Origin of the sequence: Pseudoclavibacter sp. RFBB5 (assembly GCF_002931555.1) — a bacterium.
Taxonomy (GTDB): Bacteria; Actinomycetota; Actinomycetes; order Actinomycetales; family Microbacteriaceae; genus Pseudoclavibacter.
Genome location: NZ_PSTZ01000010.1, coordinates 312,882 through 331,319, shown reverse-complemented (window position 1 = coordinate 331,319; position 18,438 = coordinate 312,882). Strand labels below are relative to the sequence as shown.

At 68.5% G+C, this 18,438-nt stretch carries 17 protein-coding genes; 12 read left to right on the top strand and 5 right to left on the bottom strand.

Features of this window, described 5'->3' with window-relative positions:
- Positions 1–125: 125 nt before the first annotated feature.
- A complete protein-coding gene (locus C5B97_RS16275) occupies positions 126–554 on the bottom strand; it encodes a hypothetical protein (protein ID WP_146080848.1) in 429 nt (142 codons plus the stop codon).
- A 167-nt stretch (positions 555–721) separates the two neighbouring features.
- On the bottom strand, positions 722–1,069 hold the full coding sequence (locus tag C5B97_RS16270; RefSeq protein ID WP_104313019.1) for a hypothetical protein: 348 nt from the start codon (positions 1,067–1,069) through the stop codon (positions 722–724).
- A gap of 119 nt (positions 1,070–1,188) precedes the next feature.
- On the opposite strand from C5B97_RS16270, the gene C5B97_RS16265 reads away from it, so the two are divergent.
- Positions 1,189–1,548, top strand: coding sequence for a hypothetical protein (locus C5B97_RS16265; RefSeq protein WP_146080847.1), 360 nt, complete (start codon positions 1,189–1,191; stop codon positions 1,546–1,548).
- A gap of 3 nt (positions 1,549–1,551) precedes the next feature.
- On the opposite strand, the gene C5B97_RS17795 is transcribed toward C5B97_RS16265, so the two are convergent.
- The gene (locus C5B97_RS17795; protein WP_181027051.1) at positions 1,552–2,163 is read right to left on the bottom strand and encodes a hypothetical protein; all 612 of its coding nucleotides are present in this window, start codon (positions 2,161–2,163) and stop codon (positions 1,552–1,554) included.
- A gap of 404 nt (positions 2,164–2,567) precedes the next feature.
- On the opposite strand from C5B97_RS17795, the gene C5B97_RS16260 reads away from it, so the two are divergent.
- The 3 genes from C5B97_RS16260 to C5B97_RS16250 all read left to right on the top strand — a co-directional run bounded on the left by C5B97_RS16260 (position 2,568) and on the right by C5B97_RS16250 (position 7,208).
- Positions 2,568–3,851, top strand: a complete 1,284-nt coding sequence (locus tag C5B97_RS16260) for an ROK family protein (protein WP_181027050.1) — start codon at positions 2,568–2,570, stop codon at positions 3,849–3,851.
- Positions 3,852–3,951: 100 nt separating this feature from the next.
- A complete protein-coding gene (locus C5B97_RS16255; RefSeq protein ID WP_258068319.1) occupies positions 3,952–5,763 on the top strand; it encodes a glycoside hydrolase family 3 protein in 1,812 nt (603 codons plus the stop codon).
- 212 nt (positions 5,764–5,975) lie between these two features.
- Complete coding sequence (locus tag C5B97_RS16250) at positions 5,976–7,208, top strand: ROK family transcriptional regulator (RefSeq protein WP_104313015.1); 1,233 nt, start codon at positions 5,976–5,978, stop codon at positions 7,206–7,208.
- Positions 7,209–7,296: 88 nt separating this feature from the next.
- On the opposite strand, the gene C5B97_RS16245 is transcribed toward C5B97_RS16250, so the two are convergent.
- Positions 7,297–8,193 (bottom strand): alpha/beta hydrolase, encoded by an 897-nt coding sequence (locus C5B97_RS16245; RefSeq protein ID WP_104313014.1) that lies wholly within the window; start codon positions 8,191–8,193, stop codon positions 7,297–7,299.
- Positions 8,190–10,412, bottom strand: a complete 2,223-nt coding sequence (locus C5B97_RS16240; protein WP_104313013.1) for a glycoside hydrolase family 3 N-terminal domain-containing protein — start codon at positions 10,410–10,412, stop codon at positions 8,190–8,192. The genes C5B97_RS16245 and C5B97_RS16240 overlap by 4 nt, the downstream gene beginning before the upstream one ends.
- 227 nt (positions 10,413–10,639) lie before the next feature.
- Here C5B97_RS16240 and C5B97_RS16235 point away from each other — a divergent pair, with 227 nt between their 5' ends.
- Genes C5B97_RS16235 through C5B97_RS16200 form a run of 8 tightly spaced genes read left to right on the top strand, consistent with a single transcriptional unit; the run spans position 10,640 to position 18,418 of the window.
- Positions 10,640–11,893 (top strand): 4-hydroxybenzoate 3-monooxygenase, encoded by a 1,254-nt coding sequence (locus C5B97_RS16235; protein ID WP_104313012.1) that lies wholly within the window; start codon positions 10,640–10,642, stop codon positions 11,891–11,893.
- The gene (gene pcaH / locus C5B97_RS16230) at positions 11,890–12,693 is read left to right on the top strand and encodes a protocatechuate 3,4-dioxygenase subunit beta (protein WP_104313011.1); all 804 of its coding nucleotides are present in this window, start codon (positions 11,890–11,892) and stop codon (positions 12,691–12,693) included. Before C5B97_RS16235 ends, pcaH begins: the two co-directional genes overlap by 4 nt.
- A complete protein-coding gene (pcaG, locus tag C5B97_RS16225) occupies positions 12,686–13,267 on the top strand; it encodes a protocatechuate 3,4-dioxygenase subunit alpha (RefSeq protein ID WP_104313010.1) in 582 nt (193 codons plus the stop codon). Before pcaH ends, pcaG begins: the two co-directional genes overlap by 8 nt.
- The gene (locus C5B97_RS16220) at positions 13,264–14,496 is read left to right on the top strand and encodes a lyase family protein (protein WP_104313009.1); all 1,233 of its coding nucleotides are present in this window, start codon (positions 13,264–13,266) and stop codon (positions 14,494–14,496) included. Before pcaG ends, C5B97_RS16220 begins: the two co-directional genes overlap by 4 nt.
- Positions 14,493–15,740, top strand: coding sequence for a 4-carboxymuconolactone decarboxylase (gene pcaC / locus C5B97_RS18290; RefSeq protein WP_104313008.1), 1,248 nt, complete (start codon positions 14,493–14,495; stop codon positions 15,738–15,740). The genes C5B97_RS16220 and pcaC overlap by 4 nt, the downstream gene beginning before the upstream one ends.
- A complete protein-coding gene (locus tag C5B97_RS16210; protein ID WP_104313007.1) occupies positions 15,733–16,551 on the top strand; it encodes a CoA transferase subunit A in 819 nt (272 codons plus the stop codon). The genes pcaC and C5B97_RS16210 overlap by 8 nt, the downstream gene beginning before the upstream one ends.
- Positions 16,551–17,207, top strand: a complete 657-nt coding sequence (locus C5B97_RS16205) for a CoA transferase subunit B (protein WP_104239807.1) — start codon at positions 16,551–16,553, stop codon at positions 17,205–17,207. Before C5B97_RS16210 ends, C5B97_RS16205 begins: the two co-directional genes overlap by 1 nt.
- Positions 17,204–18,418: an acetyl-CoA C-acetyltransferase gene (locus C5B97_RS16200; protein ID WP_258068318.1), complete on the top strand. Its 1,215-nt coding sequence runs from the start codon at positions 17,204–17,206 to the stop codon at positions 18,416–18,418. Before C5B97_RS16205 ends, C5B97_RS16200 begins: the two co-directional genes overlap by 4 nt.
- Positions 18,419–18,438 lie beyond the last annotated feature (20 nt).

The following is an 18,438-nucleotide window of genomic DNA, read 5'->3' as shown; positions in this document are numbered from 1 at the left end:
GTGCCCTCCGTGCGGGCCTCACGGCTCCGTGGGTCGTCGGCTAACTAGCTGACGAGCCGAACGGGCGCACCAAGCCGAGTGTCCGCCGGTCGGATGCGGGTGCCGCCAAGCTGAGCCGACGGCGATCAGTGCCAGGCCTGTGAGCTGCGCACGGCGCCGACGGTGAACGGGCGATCCGGGACGATCGCCGACCATCGCAGCGCGCGGTGAATGCTGTGCCAGAGGATCGAATCGTGCCCCGCCCCGAGAGGCCGCCCCGCCGCATCCACCGTGCCCGCGACGTATCCCTGTGTTCGACGTTCACCAGGCCACAGGCGCGCAACGCGACCACCCATGACGACCGCGCGCTTCTCGAGCAGCGTCAGGCTGGTGTACCCCATAGGCACGTTCTCGAACAGGACGTCCTGCCTGAAGTCGTCAGCCGTCCCGCACCGGGTGACCCCGCGTCCGGTCTCCGCAAACAGGAGCGTCTCGTCGTGGCCGGTGTCGAAGACCGATGGATGGTCCCGAAGCCAGGCCGCGGGTCCGGCAGGTTCGTGGTCAATCTTGGGCACCTCGATCCCTTTGTCCCACCACGAGCTGGAATCGACGATCATCGAAACGTTCAGGCTCTTCACGAGGCGTGATCATACGGGCTCAGCTATTGCACGAATAGAGGAGACTCGACTCTCGGCATCCGCCGCGAGTTGCGCACTGCGAGGCCGTCGCCGTTATGCCCCTGCTACGTGATCACGCGCGGAAGGCGGCCGTGCCGACTGGGATAGTCCTCGACGAGCTCCTCTTCGGTGATTCGCCCGCCAGCGTGCAGACGCCGAAGATAGGGGACCAGCCACCTCCCTTCGGCCTTCACGATGTGTGCCAGTGAGCGCGTTTGGAGGGCTTCTTCGATGCTGACGACACGTCCGGCAGCCCCGTGGCCCACCCCCTCGCTGAGCCCGATAGTCCACGGCTGGCCTTCGCTCAGCACGAAGTCGACGTCGTAGGGCCAGGACGGTGAGCCTGCATCCCCTTGCCCCGGCGAGCTGGAGGCCAGGCGCAGAATGCGCTTCTTCGGTTCACACCTCACCATCGCAACATCATGACGGAGAGAACTCGCCAGCACCCCGTTTCGCGAAACCCACGGGTTCGAGATGTCTCACGACCTGCTGCGCTCGCCTGCGCGTCTGCGAGGTGCGTTACTGTCACCGCATGGAGACGGCACCGGAGAAGCCCAAGCAAAGTCGCTTGATGTCGAAGAGGTCCGCGCTGGCCGGTGCGGCACTTCTCGCACCATTGCCAGTCTTCGCAGTTCTGGTGACGTGCTGGGTCCAGTATTGGGCCGTGCCGAACGGATGGGTCATCCTAGGTAGCTTCATCTGTTTTCCGCTCTACATCAGCTACGTAGCTTTCATCGTGCTGAAGATGCGCAAGTGGTCCGAGGAGAACGACATCGATCGCGTCTGGTGGATGGACGGGTACGCGCTGTTTGATCGCCTCCGCCATCCCGCGCCGAGCGAGCAGAGATACACAAAGCGACAGAGCAGCGGTGCGTATCAACAGGATGAGTGATTGTCAGGGCCAGATCAGCCCGGTCACGAGAAAAGCCGAGTATGAAGCCACGCAACGCTCGTTCCACGGTGTTTTTTGGTAGCGGCGTGGGCCCTGGCGCTTGTTCTTGGTTTCCTTGCGACAGGCGCGTTCAACCTGACAACTGGACAGACCTAGCTCTTCATCCTCACGCCGCTGGTGCTCGTCGTGGTCATTGGTTATGGGATGTTCCAGCGCCCGGGGCGGTAGCCGATGTCTCAGCAGGCCAGACTGGGGAGCGGGCCGGGTGTTCGCGGAACGCAGCCCTGCCCGAACTGCGGCACCCAAGTCGTCCAATCCGATCGGTACCCCGAGTACTTGTGCCTCGAATGCGAAGCTCGCGCCGTAGATGCGAACGGTGCGCGCGTGATTGGATCGAACGCGTCGTTCAGCGGCGGGTTCGTGTTGCACTGGCCGAACGGCGAGCACGAACAACGCCCAGTACCCACTTTGGTTCAACAAGACCAACGCGTCACCGGACTCGGTCTCTTCGATGCGCTTGGACATCGGTAGCAACGCAAGGCCAGTACAGCGCTCCGGGTGATCGTTGGCCGCTGCGGACAGGGCTGGGTAGATCGTCTCCGGTGGCACGCGCATCTCCGGACTGGATGAGAACAGGCGGTTCAGGTCATCGCCGATCTGCTGCGACTCGATACTTCACCAGACGCTCCTCAACGAGCGCCGCAAGGATCGGCTCGTCGACCCGGCATGCCTTGGGTCGGCGCGCGAGCCTCGCACCGCTTCTGGGCAGCGCGAACTTTCGCTTGCGTTCCCGCGCAGCATTGTTCGCCGGCATCCGCCCATCCCTTGTTCATCGGGGTGTTGCGACGACCGGTTGGCACCACCCCGGGTCTTGAGACGCGGAGTTCTGCGACAACTCTTCAACCAAGCTGCTGACGCTGGTCGGGACAGGCTCCGCCGCCGAGACGGGGTGTTGAGCGCGTCCCGTGTAGCCTGCTCCGAAGTCAGCCTCTGGCTCATCCTGGAAGGGTCCCCGTCTGTTGTTCCTCCCGCCTGAAGCCAATGAAATCGTTCCGATCCAGGACTTCGAGGCCGCCCCCACCGTGGCGCTCTTCGACCTCATCCGCAAGGGAACGGCCGCCACCCGGCCCGGCCTCGTCGCTGTCAGCGGTCTCGGCCGGAAGGCTGTCACTCAGCGGGTGGAAGCCCTGACCGCACGCGGTCTCGTCAGAGACGGCGGGCTCGTCCCTTCAATAGGCGGGCGCCCTGTTCGAACCCTCGAGGTGAACCCGGGGGCCGGGTACGTCGTGGGGGTCATGATCGGCTCGACCGAGATCGACGTGGCCAGGATCGACCTGAGCGGCGGGGTCATCGAGGCTGTCAGCTCCACGTGGGACGTGGAGCTGGGTCCTGAAGCGACGATGCAGCGAGTGGCTGGTCTGCTTCAAGAGGTAGGCGCTCCGGAGAGCGGGGCAGGCCCGTGGTCGATCGCGGTCGGAGTACCCGGGCCCGTCGAGTTCTCCACGGGGCGCCTCGTCGGTCCATCCGTCATGCCCGGCTGGGATGGGTTCAGCCCGCGGGCATGGCTCCGTGACCGCCTCGACGCCCCGGTCTGGGTCGACAACCACGTGCACCTCATGGCGCTTGCAGAGTGGCGCAGGCCTCCGCGCTCGAAACGGGACATGCTCTTCATCGAGGTGGGCATGGATGTGGGGGCCGGAATGATGGTCGACGGCAGAGTACTGAGGGGGGAGCGGGGGGCAGCCGGGTCGATCGGGCACCTTCGCGCAACGACGGAACCGCTGCCGTGTCGATGCGGCAAAGTGGGCTGCCTCGAAGCTCTGGCTGCGGGGTGGGCGGTGCTCGATGAAGTCACACGACGAGTCGACGCAAGCCCGCTGCTGGCCGAAATCCTTCGTGCGCGTCCACTCGACCTCGTTGACATCGGAGACGCCGCGCAATCGGGTGACGCCCTCGTGGTGAGCGTCTTGGAGCGAGCGGCTCAGGCTGTCGGCAACCTCGTGGCGGACCTGGTCGTGTTCACCAACCCCGGGGAAGTCGTCCTGGGCGGAGGTGTCCTCGCTGCCGGAACCCAGGTCGAGGAGTCCTTCCTCAAGGCGCTGCGTGATGCGATCCAGACGCGCGGGGCTGAGCTGATCACAGCTCATCTCTCAGTGCACGCGTCCAGTGCTGACGATCGTGGCATGTCTGGGGCTGGAGCGCTCGCCCTCGACTCGATTCTCAACCCGACGGCGTTGATCCACTGGCTTCACGCGGGCAACCCACTGGCTCGCCGCGACCAGCTCGAACGACTGGCCCTCTAGCGTCATCCACGCGCCCGATGCTTATGTTCGTAACGCACCTAAGCTGTGCTACGTTTCATGAGGCCGTCGATGCCGACGGAAACCAGAGATCGGAGCTGCCGTGACCCCAGGTATGGGCGAGAACACCCACCACGACCTCATCGGTCAGGAGCGACTGCCGTACCGAGACCCGAGCCTGACAGCTGATCAGCGCGCGGACGATCTCGTGCCTCGCCTCTCCCTCGAGGAGAAGGTCGGACTCCTCTTCTGCACGGTGATCACGATCGGGGAGCCGGGCGATCACGACAGTCCGGGGCGCTTCGGGGAGGGCTCCGTTCGGGACCTCGTCGAAGGGAAGAAGATCACGCACTTCACCCTCGGGGAGCTTCCGTCGACCGAGACCGCGGTCCGCTGGCAGAATGCCGTCCAGGACCTGGCCGCCGAGAGTGAGCACGGCATCCCAGTCATGTTCGCCTCCGACCCGCGCCACGGATTCTCCGCCACTGAGGGCATGACCGTCGCATCCGGACGGCTCTCGAAGTGGCCGGAGCTCTTGGGGCTCGCAGCTATCGGCGACGAGGAGCTCTTCGAGCGATTCGGCGACGTCGTCCGCTCCGAGTACAGGGCCGTCGGGATCTCCTGTGCGATCCACCCCCAGCTCGACCTGGTGACTGATCCCCGCTGGGCTCGTCAGCTGCAGTCGTTCGGCCAGGACCCGGACCTCGTCGGTCGGTTCGGTGCCGCCTTCATTCGAGGGATGCAGGGCTCTGAGCTCGATGCGAGCAGCGTGGCGTGCATGCCAAAGCACTTCCCCGGCGGCGGTCCGCAGAAGGACGGTGAAGACCCCCACTTCCCGTATGGGAAAGAGCAGGTCTACCCCGGTGGCCGATTCGCTGACCACCTGAAGCCCTTCGAGATGGCGATCGAGGCGGGCGCGCCGTTCATGATGCCTTACTACGGCATGCCGGTTGGCCTGACCCTCGACGGCAAGCCCGTCGAGGAAGTCGGGTTCTCCTTCAATCGCGAGCTCATCACCGGCCTGCTTCGGGAGCGCATGGGGTACGACGGCGTCGTCACGACCGACTTCGCGATCATCTCGGACATCAGCGTGGGAGGCCTTGAATGGCCCGCGAAGGCCTGGGGCGTCGAAGACCTCAGCCAGGAAGACAGGGTGCTTCGCGCGTTCGACGCCGGCATCGATCAGCTGGGTGGAGAGACCGCCACGGATGTGGTCCTGAAGCTGGTCCAAGATGGACGCTTGAGCGAAGAACGAATCGACGTCTCCGCGAGACGAGTTCTCAAGGTCAAGTTCGAGCTCGGCTTGTTCGACCATGCTCACGTCGACCTCGACGAAGCCATCGCCGCCGTCGCATCGCCAGCCTTCCTTGCCGAGGGGCAACGGGCGCAGGCTCGCTCGATCACTGTCCTCAAGAACCAGGGCGCCCTCCCGCTGGCTCCAGGATCGAAGGTCTATCTGGATGGTCTGGATGCAGAGACCGCCTCGGCCTATGGTCTCGAGGTGGCTGACGGGCCTGAGGCTGCTGACGTCGCCATTCTGCGCATCGGCGCCGCGTTCGAGCCGAGGAACGAGTACTTCCTGGAAGCGGGAACGCATCAGGGCAGTCTCGACTACCCCCAGGAGATGATCGATCGGGTGGCCGAACTCGCCGCGTCGACCTCGGTCGTGCTCGATGTGTACCTCGACAGAGCCGCGATTCTGACGCCACTGGAGCCGCACGCAACCGCGATCGTCGCGAACTACGGCGCTTCGCACACGGCGTTGCTCGACGCGCTCACGGGGCGCATCCTGCCAGAAGGGCGTCTCCCGATGGAGCTCCCGAGCTCGATGGACGAGGTGCTGAGGAGCTCACCGGACGTGCCTTCGGACACCGAGAACCCGCTCTACCCCGTGGGGTTCGGTCTGAGCTACTGACCAGGACGGTTGGCAAGATGCCACGCGTCTCCGGGATGGGCGCAGGACCCGGCTCGGGGCGCTGACCGAGCCATGAGCGATGTCTGCCCCATCCCGTCCGCCGCGCGCCGGCAGGGGTGGGGCAGACTAGTGCCGGAAGTCGCCGCGAGGCGTGAAGGCTGCCCCGCTCGTGGGGCGGTGGCCCGAATTCGACGGCAGAAGCGAGGAACAGGATGGCAGAACGGTACTCGACCCTTGCCGCCCTGATCGCCGCGGTGCGAGCTGAAGAAGGCATCACCCAGTCTGCGGCGGCCCGCCAGACCGGACTCGGTCGCAGCGTCGTCGCCGAACGAGTCTCCGAGCTCGAACGGGCGGGCCTGCTCCGTTCCCTGGGGCTGGCGCCCTCGACGGGCGGCCGGGCGGCTCACCGTCTCGCGCTCAACTCAGCCGTGGGGCTGGTCATCGGCATCGACTTCTTCTCCTGGGGCATCGTCGTCGGTACCGCAGACCTGAGCGGAACGATCATCAAGGTCGGCGAGATCACGACCGAGCCCGCCGCCGAACCCGAACACCTCCTGTCGACCGTCGACCGCATCATCAGCGACCACCTGGCAGAGCTCTCGAACGCTGGAGTCCTCCTCGGCATCGGAGTGGGCCTGCCGGGTCCGGTCAACTTCGACACCGGCACGCCTATCGCCACCCCTGTCGTCGATGGCTGGGCCGGCTACCCGGTCCGCGCCTGGCTGCAGGAGCGCTGGGAAGTCCCAGTCTGGGTGGACAACCGCACGAACCTGCTCGCCCTGGCTGAGCTCCGAGCAAACCCGGCAGCGTCCCGATCCGGCAACGTTCTCTACTTCGGCGCGACCAACGACGTCGCCGCCGCCCTCGTCGTCGAAGGGCGCATCCACCGTGGCACGCACGGGCTCGCAGGCTCGATCGGGCACGTCCGCGCCGCCGACTCGCGGGACGTGGCCTGCCGATGCGGGCGAACCGGATGCCTCGAGGCGCTGGTCGGCGGTTGGGCGCTCGCGAGGGATGGGGCGGCCCTGGCAGATGCGGGGGCGAGCCCGCTGCTCCGGCAGATCCGGGAGCAGAGTGGGCGGATTCGGCCCCTCGATATCACCGCCGCCGCGAACGGCGGCGACGCGGCCGCGCGGGCCCTCATGACGCAGGCTCTGGAGCACATCGGCCACAGTCTGGCGCCGATGATCGCGCTGTTCGCTCCGGAAGTCGTCATCATCGGCGGAGGACTGACCGCAGCGGGTGATTGGGTCCTCGAGCCGATCAGAGCTGCCGTCGCGTCCCGCACGTTGTCGGGGTCAACCGCCGACTGCGTTCTCGAGCTTTCCGTCGTGAACGGGCCGCACGGTGCGATGACCGGGGCGGCGCAGCTCGCGCTCGACCAGCTCCTCAGCCGCGACGGTCTCAGGGAGTTGCTGCAGCGTCTGTCAGCCGATCGAGGTTGAGCCCGTCGAAGCAGCAGGGGTAAAACTGACCCAGGCCAGCCGCTCTCCCGCACGGGGTGAAACCCTCGAGTGGTTCCACCCCGCGCGGTCAGGCTCCCAGGTGCTCCGCGAGGTAGGAGACCGTGGCCTCGAGGATCGCAGGCCCATCGGGGCACGCGTCGAAGCCATGCCCAGCGCCTGGAACCGTCATCAGGGTCACGGGAGCCCCGGCGTGCTCGAGGGCGTCCCGGAGCAGAGTGCTCTGCTCGAAGGGAACGACGGTGTCGGCAGTGCCGTGGGCGAGGAAGAACGGTGGCGTCGACTGCGAGACGTGGGTGACGGGGCTCGCATCCCGTCGCACGTCGACAGCGGCGCCGTTCAAGAGGATCTCAAGCGGAGGCTTTCGCGCGTGCTCCGGCAGCTGCGCGAGGATGCTCGCGGGAGTTTCTGGGTGCACGATGCTCTCGATATCGCTCACTCCGAACCAGCTCACCGCGCAGCTCACCGTGCTGCTGCCGATCCGGACGCCGACGTCGCCTTCGAGGTGCGTCGCGTCGGAGGTGAGGGCTACGAGGCTCGCGAGGTGTCCTCCCGCCGATTCGCCGGCGACGGCGATCGCGTCCGGGTCGATGTTGAGCGTCCCCGCGAAGGATCGCAGCCAACGCACAGCCGCCTTGGCATCGTGAAGCTGGGCGGGAAACGGTGCTTCGAGCGCGTGACGGTATTCGATGCTCGCGACGGCCATTCCGGCGTCGGTCAGAGCTGCGAACAGCTCGTCAGGTTCGAGGAAGGGGGGAAGGGCGCGGCGGTCGCCGACCATCCACGCTCCTCCGTGGATCCACACCACGGTGGGAACGGAGGACGAGGACTCGGGAACCCAGAGGTCGAGCTGCAGCGACCGGAACCCCGGCACCGAGGCGTACACGGCGCCGGGGAAGAAGGCGACCGCGTCGTCGAGACGGTACGAGGTGGGCGGGTCCTGGTACTGCCGGAGGATCGCATTCATCTGGTGACCTCGACCGTCAGCTCAGTCGTCGCGTCCAGGCGTGGGCCGACATGGAGCTCGAAGGTGCCGGGCTCCGCTGCGAAATCTCCGTCACGTTCGGTTCCGTGCCAGAAGCCGAGGTCCTCCCAGCCGACCGAGAAGGTCACGATTTCGCTCGCGCCCGCCTCGAGTGCGACGCGAGAGAAACCGCGAAGCTGGCGCACGGGGCGCGCCAGTGTCGCGACCGCGTCACGCACGTACAGCTGCACGACCTCGTCGCCCTGACGGTCGCCGATATTGCTGACGGCGACCGACACGGTGAACCGCTCGCCGTCGCGGAGCGCGTCGAGTGCCAGCGAGCGGGGTTCCACGGTGAGCTCCGCGTGCTGGAAATCGGTGTAGCTCAGGCCATGCCCGAACTCGAATTCCGGGCCGAGTTCGAGGTCTCGGTATTTGGACGTGAACCGGTCGTCGAGGTTGTTCGGTCCGACGACGCCGATGTCGATCTCTTCCTGATCGAGCGTTCCACCGACGCTGGCCGGACGCCCGGTGTTCTCGTGGTCGTAGTAGATGGGGATCTGACCGGATGCGCGCGGGAAGGACATGGGAAGGCGACCAGCCGGGTTCACTGCACCGCTCAGGACGTTCGCGATGGCCGCGGGGGCTTCGGTCCCGAGATGCCATGCCTCCAGCACCGCAGGAGCACGGGCTATCCAGTCACTCGTCACGAGGGGCCGCCCGTTCGCGAGGACAACCGCGAACGGCACTCCGGTGTCCGCGATGGCGTGGATGAGCGCCTCCTGGTCGCCAGGGAGACGAAGGTCGCTGCGGGAACTCGCCTCGCCCGAGAGTGCGCTCGGCTCTCCGACGGTGACGATGATGAAGTCCTTGTCCGCAGCGACAGCCTTCGCTTCATCCTGGAGGGCGGGGTTGCTGCCGAAGAAGGTCGCTCCTTCGCATGACGTGATCTCGGAGTCGGGGAGGAGGTCCCGGAGCGCGGCGTTGATCGTAGAGGTGGTCTCGAAGCCGAACGACATGACCCACGCCCCGTTGTGGTCCGTGGAGTCTGCGTACGGTCCCACGACGAGGACCTTGCGCTGCGCGGGCTTGACCGGGAGCATGCCGCCCTCGTTCTTGAGCAGCACTATCGAGCGCTCTGCCGCGCGCAGGGCGGCGCTCCTGCTCTGCTGCGTCGGCGTGTCGAGCTCCGCGGCGGCATCCAGGTAGGGGTTCTCGAAGAGCCCGAGTCGCACCTTCAGCTGGAGGACCCGACGCACCGCGTCGTCGATTCGCTCATCCGTCAGCTCACCCGGAAGGATCGACGTCGTGCCGTCGGCCGCGACGACATGGCCTCCCATCTCGATGTCGAGTCCGGAAGCCAGGGACAGCACGAGCGCGTCGTGCTCATCTTCGGCCACCCCGTGGTTCACGAGGTTCAGAACGGCGTCCGCGTCGCCGACCACAGGTCCGTCAAAGCCCCACTCCTCCTTCAGGACGCCGGTCAGGAGCTCCGGGTTCGCGTGCATCGGGCGGCCGGAGACCGAGTTGAGGGACGCCATCACCGAGCCGACGCCAGCTTCGACGACCGCGCGGAACGGTTCGAGGTAGACGTTGCGCAACCGGTACCAGGACGTGTCGACGGCGTTGTAGTCGCGACCGCCCTCGCCTTGTCCGTAGGCGACGAAGTGCTTCGCGCAGGCCGCGATCGATGTTGGTGCCGCGAGGCTCTCACCTTGGTAACCGCGCACCTTGGCGGTGCCAAGGACCGTCGTCAGATAGGTGTCCTCGCCGAATCCCTCGGCGACGCGGCCCCAGCGCGGGTCACGTGAGACGTCGATCATGGGAGCGAAGGTCAGGTTGATGCCACCAGACCTGGCCTCCGCTGCGGAGACCCGCGCATCGGTCTCGGCAACCGCTGGGTCGAAGCTGGCTGCGGAGGCGAGCGGGATCGGGAAGATCGTCCTGATGCCGTGGATCACGTCCAAGCCCATGAGCAGCGGAATGCCGTGTGCGGTTTCCTCGCGCGCGATGCGCTGGAGTTCATTCGTCTGGGGGACGTTGCCTGGCCAGAACACGGAGCCGATGCCGCCGCGAACGAGCTCTTTCGCGCGCTCTGGGTCCGGGTGGTACCGAATCTGCAGCTGCGCGAGCTTCTCCTCGCGGCTCATCGCGGAGAGGAGCTTCTCGATTCGGTCGTGGTGGCCCTCGGCTGCTGAAGCGGGTGCTTGCGAGTCGGTCATGGAGTCTCCTGTGGTGTCGATGCAGCTCGCCGTCGAGGCTCGTCGCAGCCAGCTCCGCCGGGTCAGGCTGGAGCACCCCGACCATAATCCGGTGACCGGATGAAGTCAATGACCCCAGGCGGGGCCGGTCGCAACGTCCAGTCTTTCCACTGAGTGGAAAGAGTGGCCTGTCGTGTCCGCCACCCACGCACACTCGTCTCATCCTTCCCAACGACGAGAGGCGTTCGATGACGAACGACGAGAGCCGCGGCCACACCGCCGAGCCGGGTGCGCACCAGTCCACGCAGGTGGCGATCATCGGAGCTGGGCCGGCTGGCCTGCTGCTCGGGCACATCCTGGGCCAGGCGGGCATCGACTACCGCATCCTCGAAGCGCGCGACAAGGAGTACGTGCTCGGCCGCATCCGCGCCGGCGTACTCGAACAGGACTCCGTCGACCTCCTCGCCAAGTTCGGCCTCGACGCCGACCTCAAGGCCAACGGCCTCACCCACCACGGCATCTACCTCCAGCACGAGGGGGAGCGCCACCACATCGACTTCGCCGAGCTCACCGGCCGCACCGTCACCGTCTACGGCCAGCAGGCGCTCGTCCACCACCTCGTCGCCGAACACGAGCGCCTCGGCTCGCAGCTCATCTTCGAAGCCACCGACGTGCAGCCGACCCAGATCGAATCGACGCACGACGGCGACCGCGCATCCGTCGCCTACACGGCCCCGAACGGCGAGCGCATCACCCTCGACTGCGACTACATCATCGGCGCCGACGGCTACCACGGCGTCTGCCGCCGCACCTTCCCCGAAGGCACCCTCGACGTCGCCGAACGCGTCTACGACTTCGCGTGGCTCGGCATCCTCGCCGACGTCGCCCCCTCCACCGACGACCTCATCTACGCCCTCCACCGCGACGGCTTCGCCATGCACTCCATGCGCTCCACCACCGTCTCCCGCCTCTACCTGCAGGTCAGCCCCGACGACGACATCGCCAACTGGAGCGACGAACGCATCTGGGCCGCCCTCCAGACGCGCCTCGGCACCGAAGGCTGGACCCTCACCGAGGGCCCCATCACCGAGAAATCGATCCTGCCCATGCGCAGCTTCGTCGTCTCAACCCTCAACTACGGTCGCCTCTACCTCGTCGGCGACGCAGGCCACATCGTGCCACCCACCGGCGCGAAAGGCCTCAACTCGGCCATCGCCGACGTCGCCCTCCTCGCCGAAGCCCTCCAAGCCCACTACGCCGGCGACGACACCGGCCTCGAGCAGTACAGCGACAAGGCCCTCGACCGGCAGTGGAAGGTGCAGCACTTCTCGCAGTGGATGACCGACATGCTCCACGTGCACCCCGCCGACGGCTCCGCCGAGCAGAGCGCCTTCGACTTCCAACGGCAGCTCGGGCAGATCCGCTACGTCACCTCCTCGCACGCCGCCCAGGTCAGCCTCGCCGAACAGTACGCCGGCCTCCCGTTCGTGGATGCACGATGATCGCCGGGCAGGAACGACCCGAGACGCTCGACGGGCCCGTCGACTCGCTCGTCAGCCAGGCGCACATCTCGCAGCAGATCGCCGACATGCACACCGCGCACGCCGACGATGCCCGCAGCCACCCGCTGCGCGACTTCGCCCCCTACCGATCCGTCGCGCTGCGCCACCCCACGCACCAGCTCGTGCGCGCCGACCCCGAGGAGATCGAACTCGTCTCGCCCGCCTTTGGGCACACGGACGTCGCGGCTGAGGAATCCGACCTCACCATCCAGCACAACGGCGAACCCATCGGCGAGCGCATCATCGTCTCCGGCCGCATCCTCGACGGAGACGGCCGCCCCGTGCGCGGCCAGCTCGTCGAGATCTGGCAGGCCAACGCCGCCGGCCGCTACGTGCACAAACGCGACCAGCACCCCGCCCCGCTCGACCCGAACTTCACGGGCGTCGGCCGCATCATCACGGGCGACGACGGCGAGTACCGCCTCACCACCATCAAGCCCGGCGCGTACCCGTGGAAGAACCACCGCAACGCGTGGCGGCCCGCGCACATCCACTTCTCGCTCTTCGGCACGCAGTTCACGCAGCGCCTCATCACGCAGATGTACTTCCCCGGCGACCCGCTCTTCGCGCTCGACCCCATCTACCAGTCCATCGTCGACCCCGCCGCGCGCGCGAGGCTCGTCGCGAACTACGACCACGACGTCAGCGAGCACGAGTGGGCGATCGGCTACAAGTGGGACATCGTGCTCACCGGCTCGAAGTCCACGTGGATGGAACCGGAGGACGACGACCATGCCTGAGGCAACAACTCCCACGCCGCTCGGCCAGACCCCGTCGCAGACCGTCGGCCCCTTCTACGGCTACGCCCTGCCCTACGAGCGCGGCGGCGAGATCGCCGCACCCTGGCGACCCGACTCGATCCGCCTGCACGGCACCGTCACCGACGGAGCGGGCGAGACGGTTCCGGATGCGATCCTCGAGCTCTGGGGTCTCGACGCCGACGGCCAGCCGGTCGCGCAGCGCGGCAGCCTCGAACGCGACGGCTACACGTTCACGGGCTTCGGACGCACCCCCGCCGACCGCGACGGCCACTACTCGTTCACGACCATCAAGCCAGGACGACGGCATGCGGGCGCAGCGCCCTACCTGCTCGTCACGATCTTCGCGCGCGGCCTCCTCCACCACCTCTTCACCCGCGCCTACTTCGCGGACCAGTCGACCGAGAACGAGGGAGACGCCGTGCTCGCGGGCCTCACCCCCGAGCGCCGCGCGACCCTCATCGCGACCCCGGATGCGCCAGGCAGCTACCGCTTCGACATCCGCCTCCAAGGCGACGGCGAGACCGTGTTCTTCGACTTCGGGCAGGAACTGTGAGCGCGGGCGAGGCAGGCTCCCGCCAGGTAGGTGCCCCTGGACCAGGCGCCGGCGGGGCGGCATCCGACGAGTTCGGCGGCCTCATGCGGGGCACACTCGTCGTCGAAGCCGAGCTGCTGCGCGCCTGGGCGTCCCTCGAGTCCCGCGACGCCAGTGCGGCGGCGGGCGCCGTCGAAGCCGTCGACCTCGACGCCGCTGCGCTGCGCGACGGCATCGAAGCCGACGGCGTCATCGTGCCCGAGCTCGTGCGCCAGCTGCGCGCATCCCTCGCCTCCGCCGGTGTCGAGGCCCGGCGCCTGCACGCCGGCGCGACGAGCCAGGACATCGTCGACTCCGCCAGCATGCTGCACGCGCGAGACGCGCTCACGGCTGTCCGCGCCGACCTGGTCGCCGCGGGCACCCGCCTCCAAGGCCTCGCCGACGCCGAACGCCGCTCGCCCCGCGTCGCCTACACCCTCGGTCGGCAGGCCGCCGCGAGCACGATCGGCGTGCAGTTCGCGGGCTGGCTCGACGGCGTCACCTCCGCCATCGCCGCCATCGACGGCCTCGCCTTCCCCGTGCAGTTCGGGGGAGCGGTCGGAACCGGCGAGGCGGCAGACCGGCTCGGATCCGGCGCGCAGACCACCAGCATCCTGCGAGCGCACCTCGCCGCCGGCCTCGGCCTCGACGACCCTCGCCGCTCCTGGCACGCCGAGCGCACCCCCGTGCTCGCCGTCGCCAGCGCCGCCACGGCCGTGTGCACAGCGCTCGGCCGCATCGGCCGCGACCTCGTCACCGCCTCCGGCGAGCGCGTCGGCGAGCTCTCGCTCGGCGGCGGCGGCACGTCGTCCGCGATGCCGCACAAGCAGAACCCCGTCGCCCCCATCGTCGTCGTCTCGAACGCGCTGCAGGCACCTGGCCTGCTGGCGACGGTCGCGTCCGCTGCGGTCTCACAGGACGAGCGGCCGGCCGGCGAATGGCACGCTGAATGGGATGCGCTGCGCCGCCTCCTCGAGCTCGCCAGCGTCTCCGCCAGGCGGCTTGCCGCGTCCCTCGACCGCGTCACGGTCGAGCGGGAGACGGCACGCCACCACCTCGCCGACTCCGCCGTCGCGGGCGCCGACCAGGTCACGCTGCAGGCAGCCAACCGGGTCGTGAATGCCGCCATCAGCCGGTTCCTGTACCGGGAATCGGCCAACGACCACGACGGTGACACCGACGACGACACGAACAGCGAGGAGACGGCATGACGATCCCACGCCTCAGGGGTGCCTTCGCCCCCGGCACCCAGCCCGCGTCGCAGAACGAGCTGCTGGTCATGCTCCCATCCCTCGGCACGACCATGGCGCTCTGGGACGGCACCGTCGCGGCCCTCCGCGCCTCGACGCCGGGCAGCACGCTGCGCATCCTGCGCCTCGACCTCCCCGGCCACGGCTCCAGTCCCGCCACGGCCGAGCCGTTCACGATCGCCGAGCTGGCGGATGCGGTGCTCGACGTCGTCGAGGAAGCCGGGGGCGGTGCGTTCCACCTCGCCGGGCTCTCGCTGGGCGGGGCCGTCGCGCTCGAGCTGGCCCTCGCACATCCCGAGCGCGTGAAGAGCCTCGCCCTCTTCTGCACCGACTCGAAGATCGGCACCTCCGAGGGCTGGGAGCAGCGCGCCGCCGCGGTGCGCGCATCCGGAACCGCGTCGCTCGTCACGGGCAGCGCCGAGCGCTGGTTCGCGCCGGGCTTCCTCGAGCAGCACCCCCTCTCGGCCGCCGCTCGATCGCTCTCGACGCTCATCGACATCGACGATGAGTCGTACGCGCGCTGCAACGAGGCGCTCGCCGCCTTCGACCGCACCGCGTCGCTCGGCTCCCTGCGCGCCCCGACCCTCGTCGTGAGCGGCGAACACGACGCCGTCACGACACCCGAGGCGATGCAGGCGCTCACCGAGCGCATCCCGAACGGCTACCACTCCACGATCGCGGGCACCGCCCACCTGGCCGCGCTCGAAGACCCTGACGCCGCTGCCCGCCTCCTCACGACGCACCTGCGCGCATCCGCGTCGCAGGGCCAGTCGACGCAGGCCGCAGCGCATGAGCAGGGGATGCGCGTGCGCCGCGAGGTGCTCGGCGACGCGCACGTCGACCGGGCCGTCGCCGGCACGACCGCAGAGACGGCGCCGTTCCAGGACTTCATCACCCGCTACGCGTGGGGCGAGATCTGGGCGCGAGACGAGCTGTCCCGCCGCGAGCGGTCCATCGCGACGCTCGCGAGCCTCGTCACCGGGTCGCATGAGGCCGAGATCCGCATGCACGTGCGCGCCGCGCTCACCAACGGCCTGTCGCGCGCCGAGATCGCCGAAGTCATCCTGCACACGGCCCTCTACGCCGGGCTGCCGCCCGCCAACGGAGCGCTCGGCATCGCCAAGGAGGTCTTCGCGGGCCTCGACGCCGCGGGTACCGCAGACACTCAAGCATCCAGCCCCAACGAAGGAGCAGAACGTGGATAAGACCTACGCCTCGGCGGCTGAGGCCGTCGCCGACATCCCGGCGGGATCGTCGCTCGCGGTCGGAGGCTTCGGCCTCTCCGGTGTGCCGATCACCCTCATCCGGGCCATCCAGGCGCTCGGCGTCGACGGCCTCGAAGTCGTCTCCAACAACTGCGGGGTCGACGGCTGGGGCCTAGGTGAGCTGCTCTCCGAGGGGCGCATCCGCCGCGTCATCGCCAGCTACATCGGCGAGAACAAGGAGTTCGCGCGCCAGTACCTGTCCGGCGAGATCGAGGTCGAGCTCACCCCGCAGGGCACGCTCGCCGAGCGGCTGCGCGCGGGCGGCGTCGGCGTCCCCGCCTTCTACACGGCGACCGGCGCCGGCACCATGGTCTCGGAAGGCGGGATGCCCATCCGCTACAACACCGACGGCACCGTCGGCCTCGTCAGCGAACCCAAGGAGCAGCGCCCCTTCGACGTCTTCGGAGCCGCCAAGGAATACGTGCTCGAGACCGCCATCAGCACCGACTTCGGCCTCGTGCGCGCCGCCGTCGGCGACCGCCACGGCAACCTGATCTTCGAGAAGTCGACCCGCAACTTCAACCCCCTCGCGGGCATGGCCGGACGCATCACGATCGCCGAGGTCGACCGACTCGTCGAGCCGGGCGAGCTCGACCCGGATGAGATCCACCTGCCCGGCATCTACGTCGACCGGGTCGTCGTGCTGAGCGCGGAGCAGGCGGGCGAGCTGCCCATCGAGAAGACCACCGTCCGGCCGCGCGAAGCCGCTGGCGCACCCACTTCATCCACCGACTCGAGGGGACACGCCTGATGCCGCTGACCAGGAACGAGATGGCCGCCCGCGCCGCCAAGGAGCTCAAGGACGGCTCGTACGTGAACCTCGGCATCGGGCTGCCGACGCTCATCCCGAACTACATCGACGACGGCATCGAGGTGGTGCTGCACTCGGAGAACGGCATCCTCGGCGTCGGCCCCTACCCGTGGGAGGGTGAGGCCGACCCGAAGCTCATCAACGCGGGCAAGGAGACTGTCACGGTGCTGCCAGGCGCCTCGTTCTTCGACTCGGCGGCGAGCTTCGGCATGATCCGAGGCGGCCGCGTCACCAACGCCGTCCTCGGCGCCATGCAGGTCTCGGCGCAGGGCGACATCGCCAACTGGGCCGTGCCGGGCAAGATGGTGAAGGGCATGGGCGGGGCGATGGACCTCGTCAACGGCGCCGAGCACGTGCTCGTCGTCATGGAGCACGTCGCGAAGGACGGCTCGCCGAAGATCGTCGAGCAGTGCACGCTGCCCCTCACGGGCAAGGGCTGCATCGACCGCATCATCACCGACCTCGCCGTCCTCGACGTGACGGACTCGGGGCTCGTGCTCGTCGAGCTCGCGCCCGGCGTCACGGTCGACGAGGTTCGGGATGCGACCGGAGCCGCGTTCACGGTCGCCGACTCGCTGCAGGAGGTCTCCGCGTGACCGAGCTGCGCGAGGTCGTCATCTGCTCGCCCCTGCGCACGCCGGTCGGCCGCCTCGGCGGGTCGCTCGCACCCCTCTCTGCTCGTGCCCTCGGAGTCGCCGTGCTCGAGGCGCTCGTCTCTCGCAGCGGCCTCGACGTGAACGCCGTCGACTCGGTCATCGCCGCGCAGGGTTACCCCTCCATGGAATCGCCGGCCTTCGGGCGCGTGGCGGCGCTGGATGCGGGCTTCCCCATCACCACGAACGGGTACCAGCTCGACCGCCGCTGCGGTTCGGGCCTGCAGGCCGTCATGAACGCGGCCATGGAGGTGCAGACCGGCGTCGCCGACGTGGTCGTCGCCCTCGGCGCGGAGTCGATGTCGAACGCTCCTCTCTATACGGAGCAGGGACGCCGCGGCACCCCGCCCGCCGGCCTCATGCTGCACGACGCGCTCGCCCGCGGCCGCGAGACGGTGGGCGGCGTCAACTACCCGAGCCCAGACGGGAACGTCGGCAGCGCCGAGCTGCTCCGTTCCGAGTACGGCATCTCGCGCGAAGCGCAGGACCGTTTCGCCTTGCAGTCGCACCAGCGCGCCGTCGCGGCGCAGGAGTCCGGCGCGTTCGACGCCGAGCTTGTGCCCATCACCGTGCCCGGACGCAAGGGCGACGTGCTCGTCGATCGGGACGAGCATCCGCGCGCCGACTCGTCGCTCGAGGCCCTCGCCCGCCTGCGGCCGATCCTCGGGAAGAAGGACCCCGCATCCACCGTGACCGCCGGGAACTCGAGCGGGCAGAACGACGCGGCCGCCGCGTGCATCGTGACGACGCCAGAGCGGGCCGCTGAGCTGGGGCTGACCCCTTCGGTCCGGCTGGTCTCGTGGGCGGTGGCCGGCAACGACCCGCGGCTGTTCGGCGTCGCGCCCGTGCCGGCGACGAACCTCGCGCTCTCGCGTGCAGGAATCGGCCTGGGCGATCTCGACGTGATCGAGCTCAACGAGGCCTTCGCCGTGCAGGTGCTCGCGTGCCTCGCCGACTGGGGCATCGACGCCGAAGACCCGCGCCTCAACCCGCGCGGCTCCGGCATCTCGATCGGCCACCCCATCGGCGCCACCGGCATCCGGATGCTCGCGACCCTCGCCAACGAACTGCCCGCCCTCGACGCGAGCCTCGCCCTCGAGACCATGTGCATCGGCGGCGGCCAAGCCCTCGCCGCCGTCTTCGAGCGCGTGTAGCCGCGGCGCGCGAGTTTCGG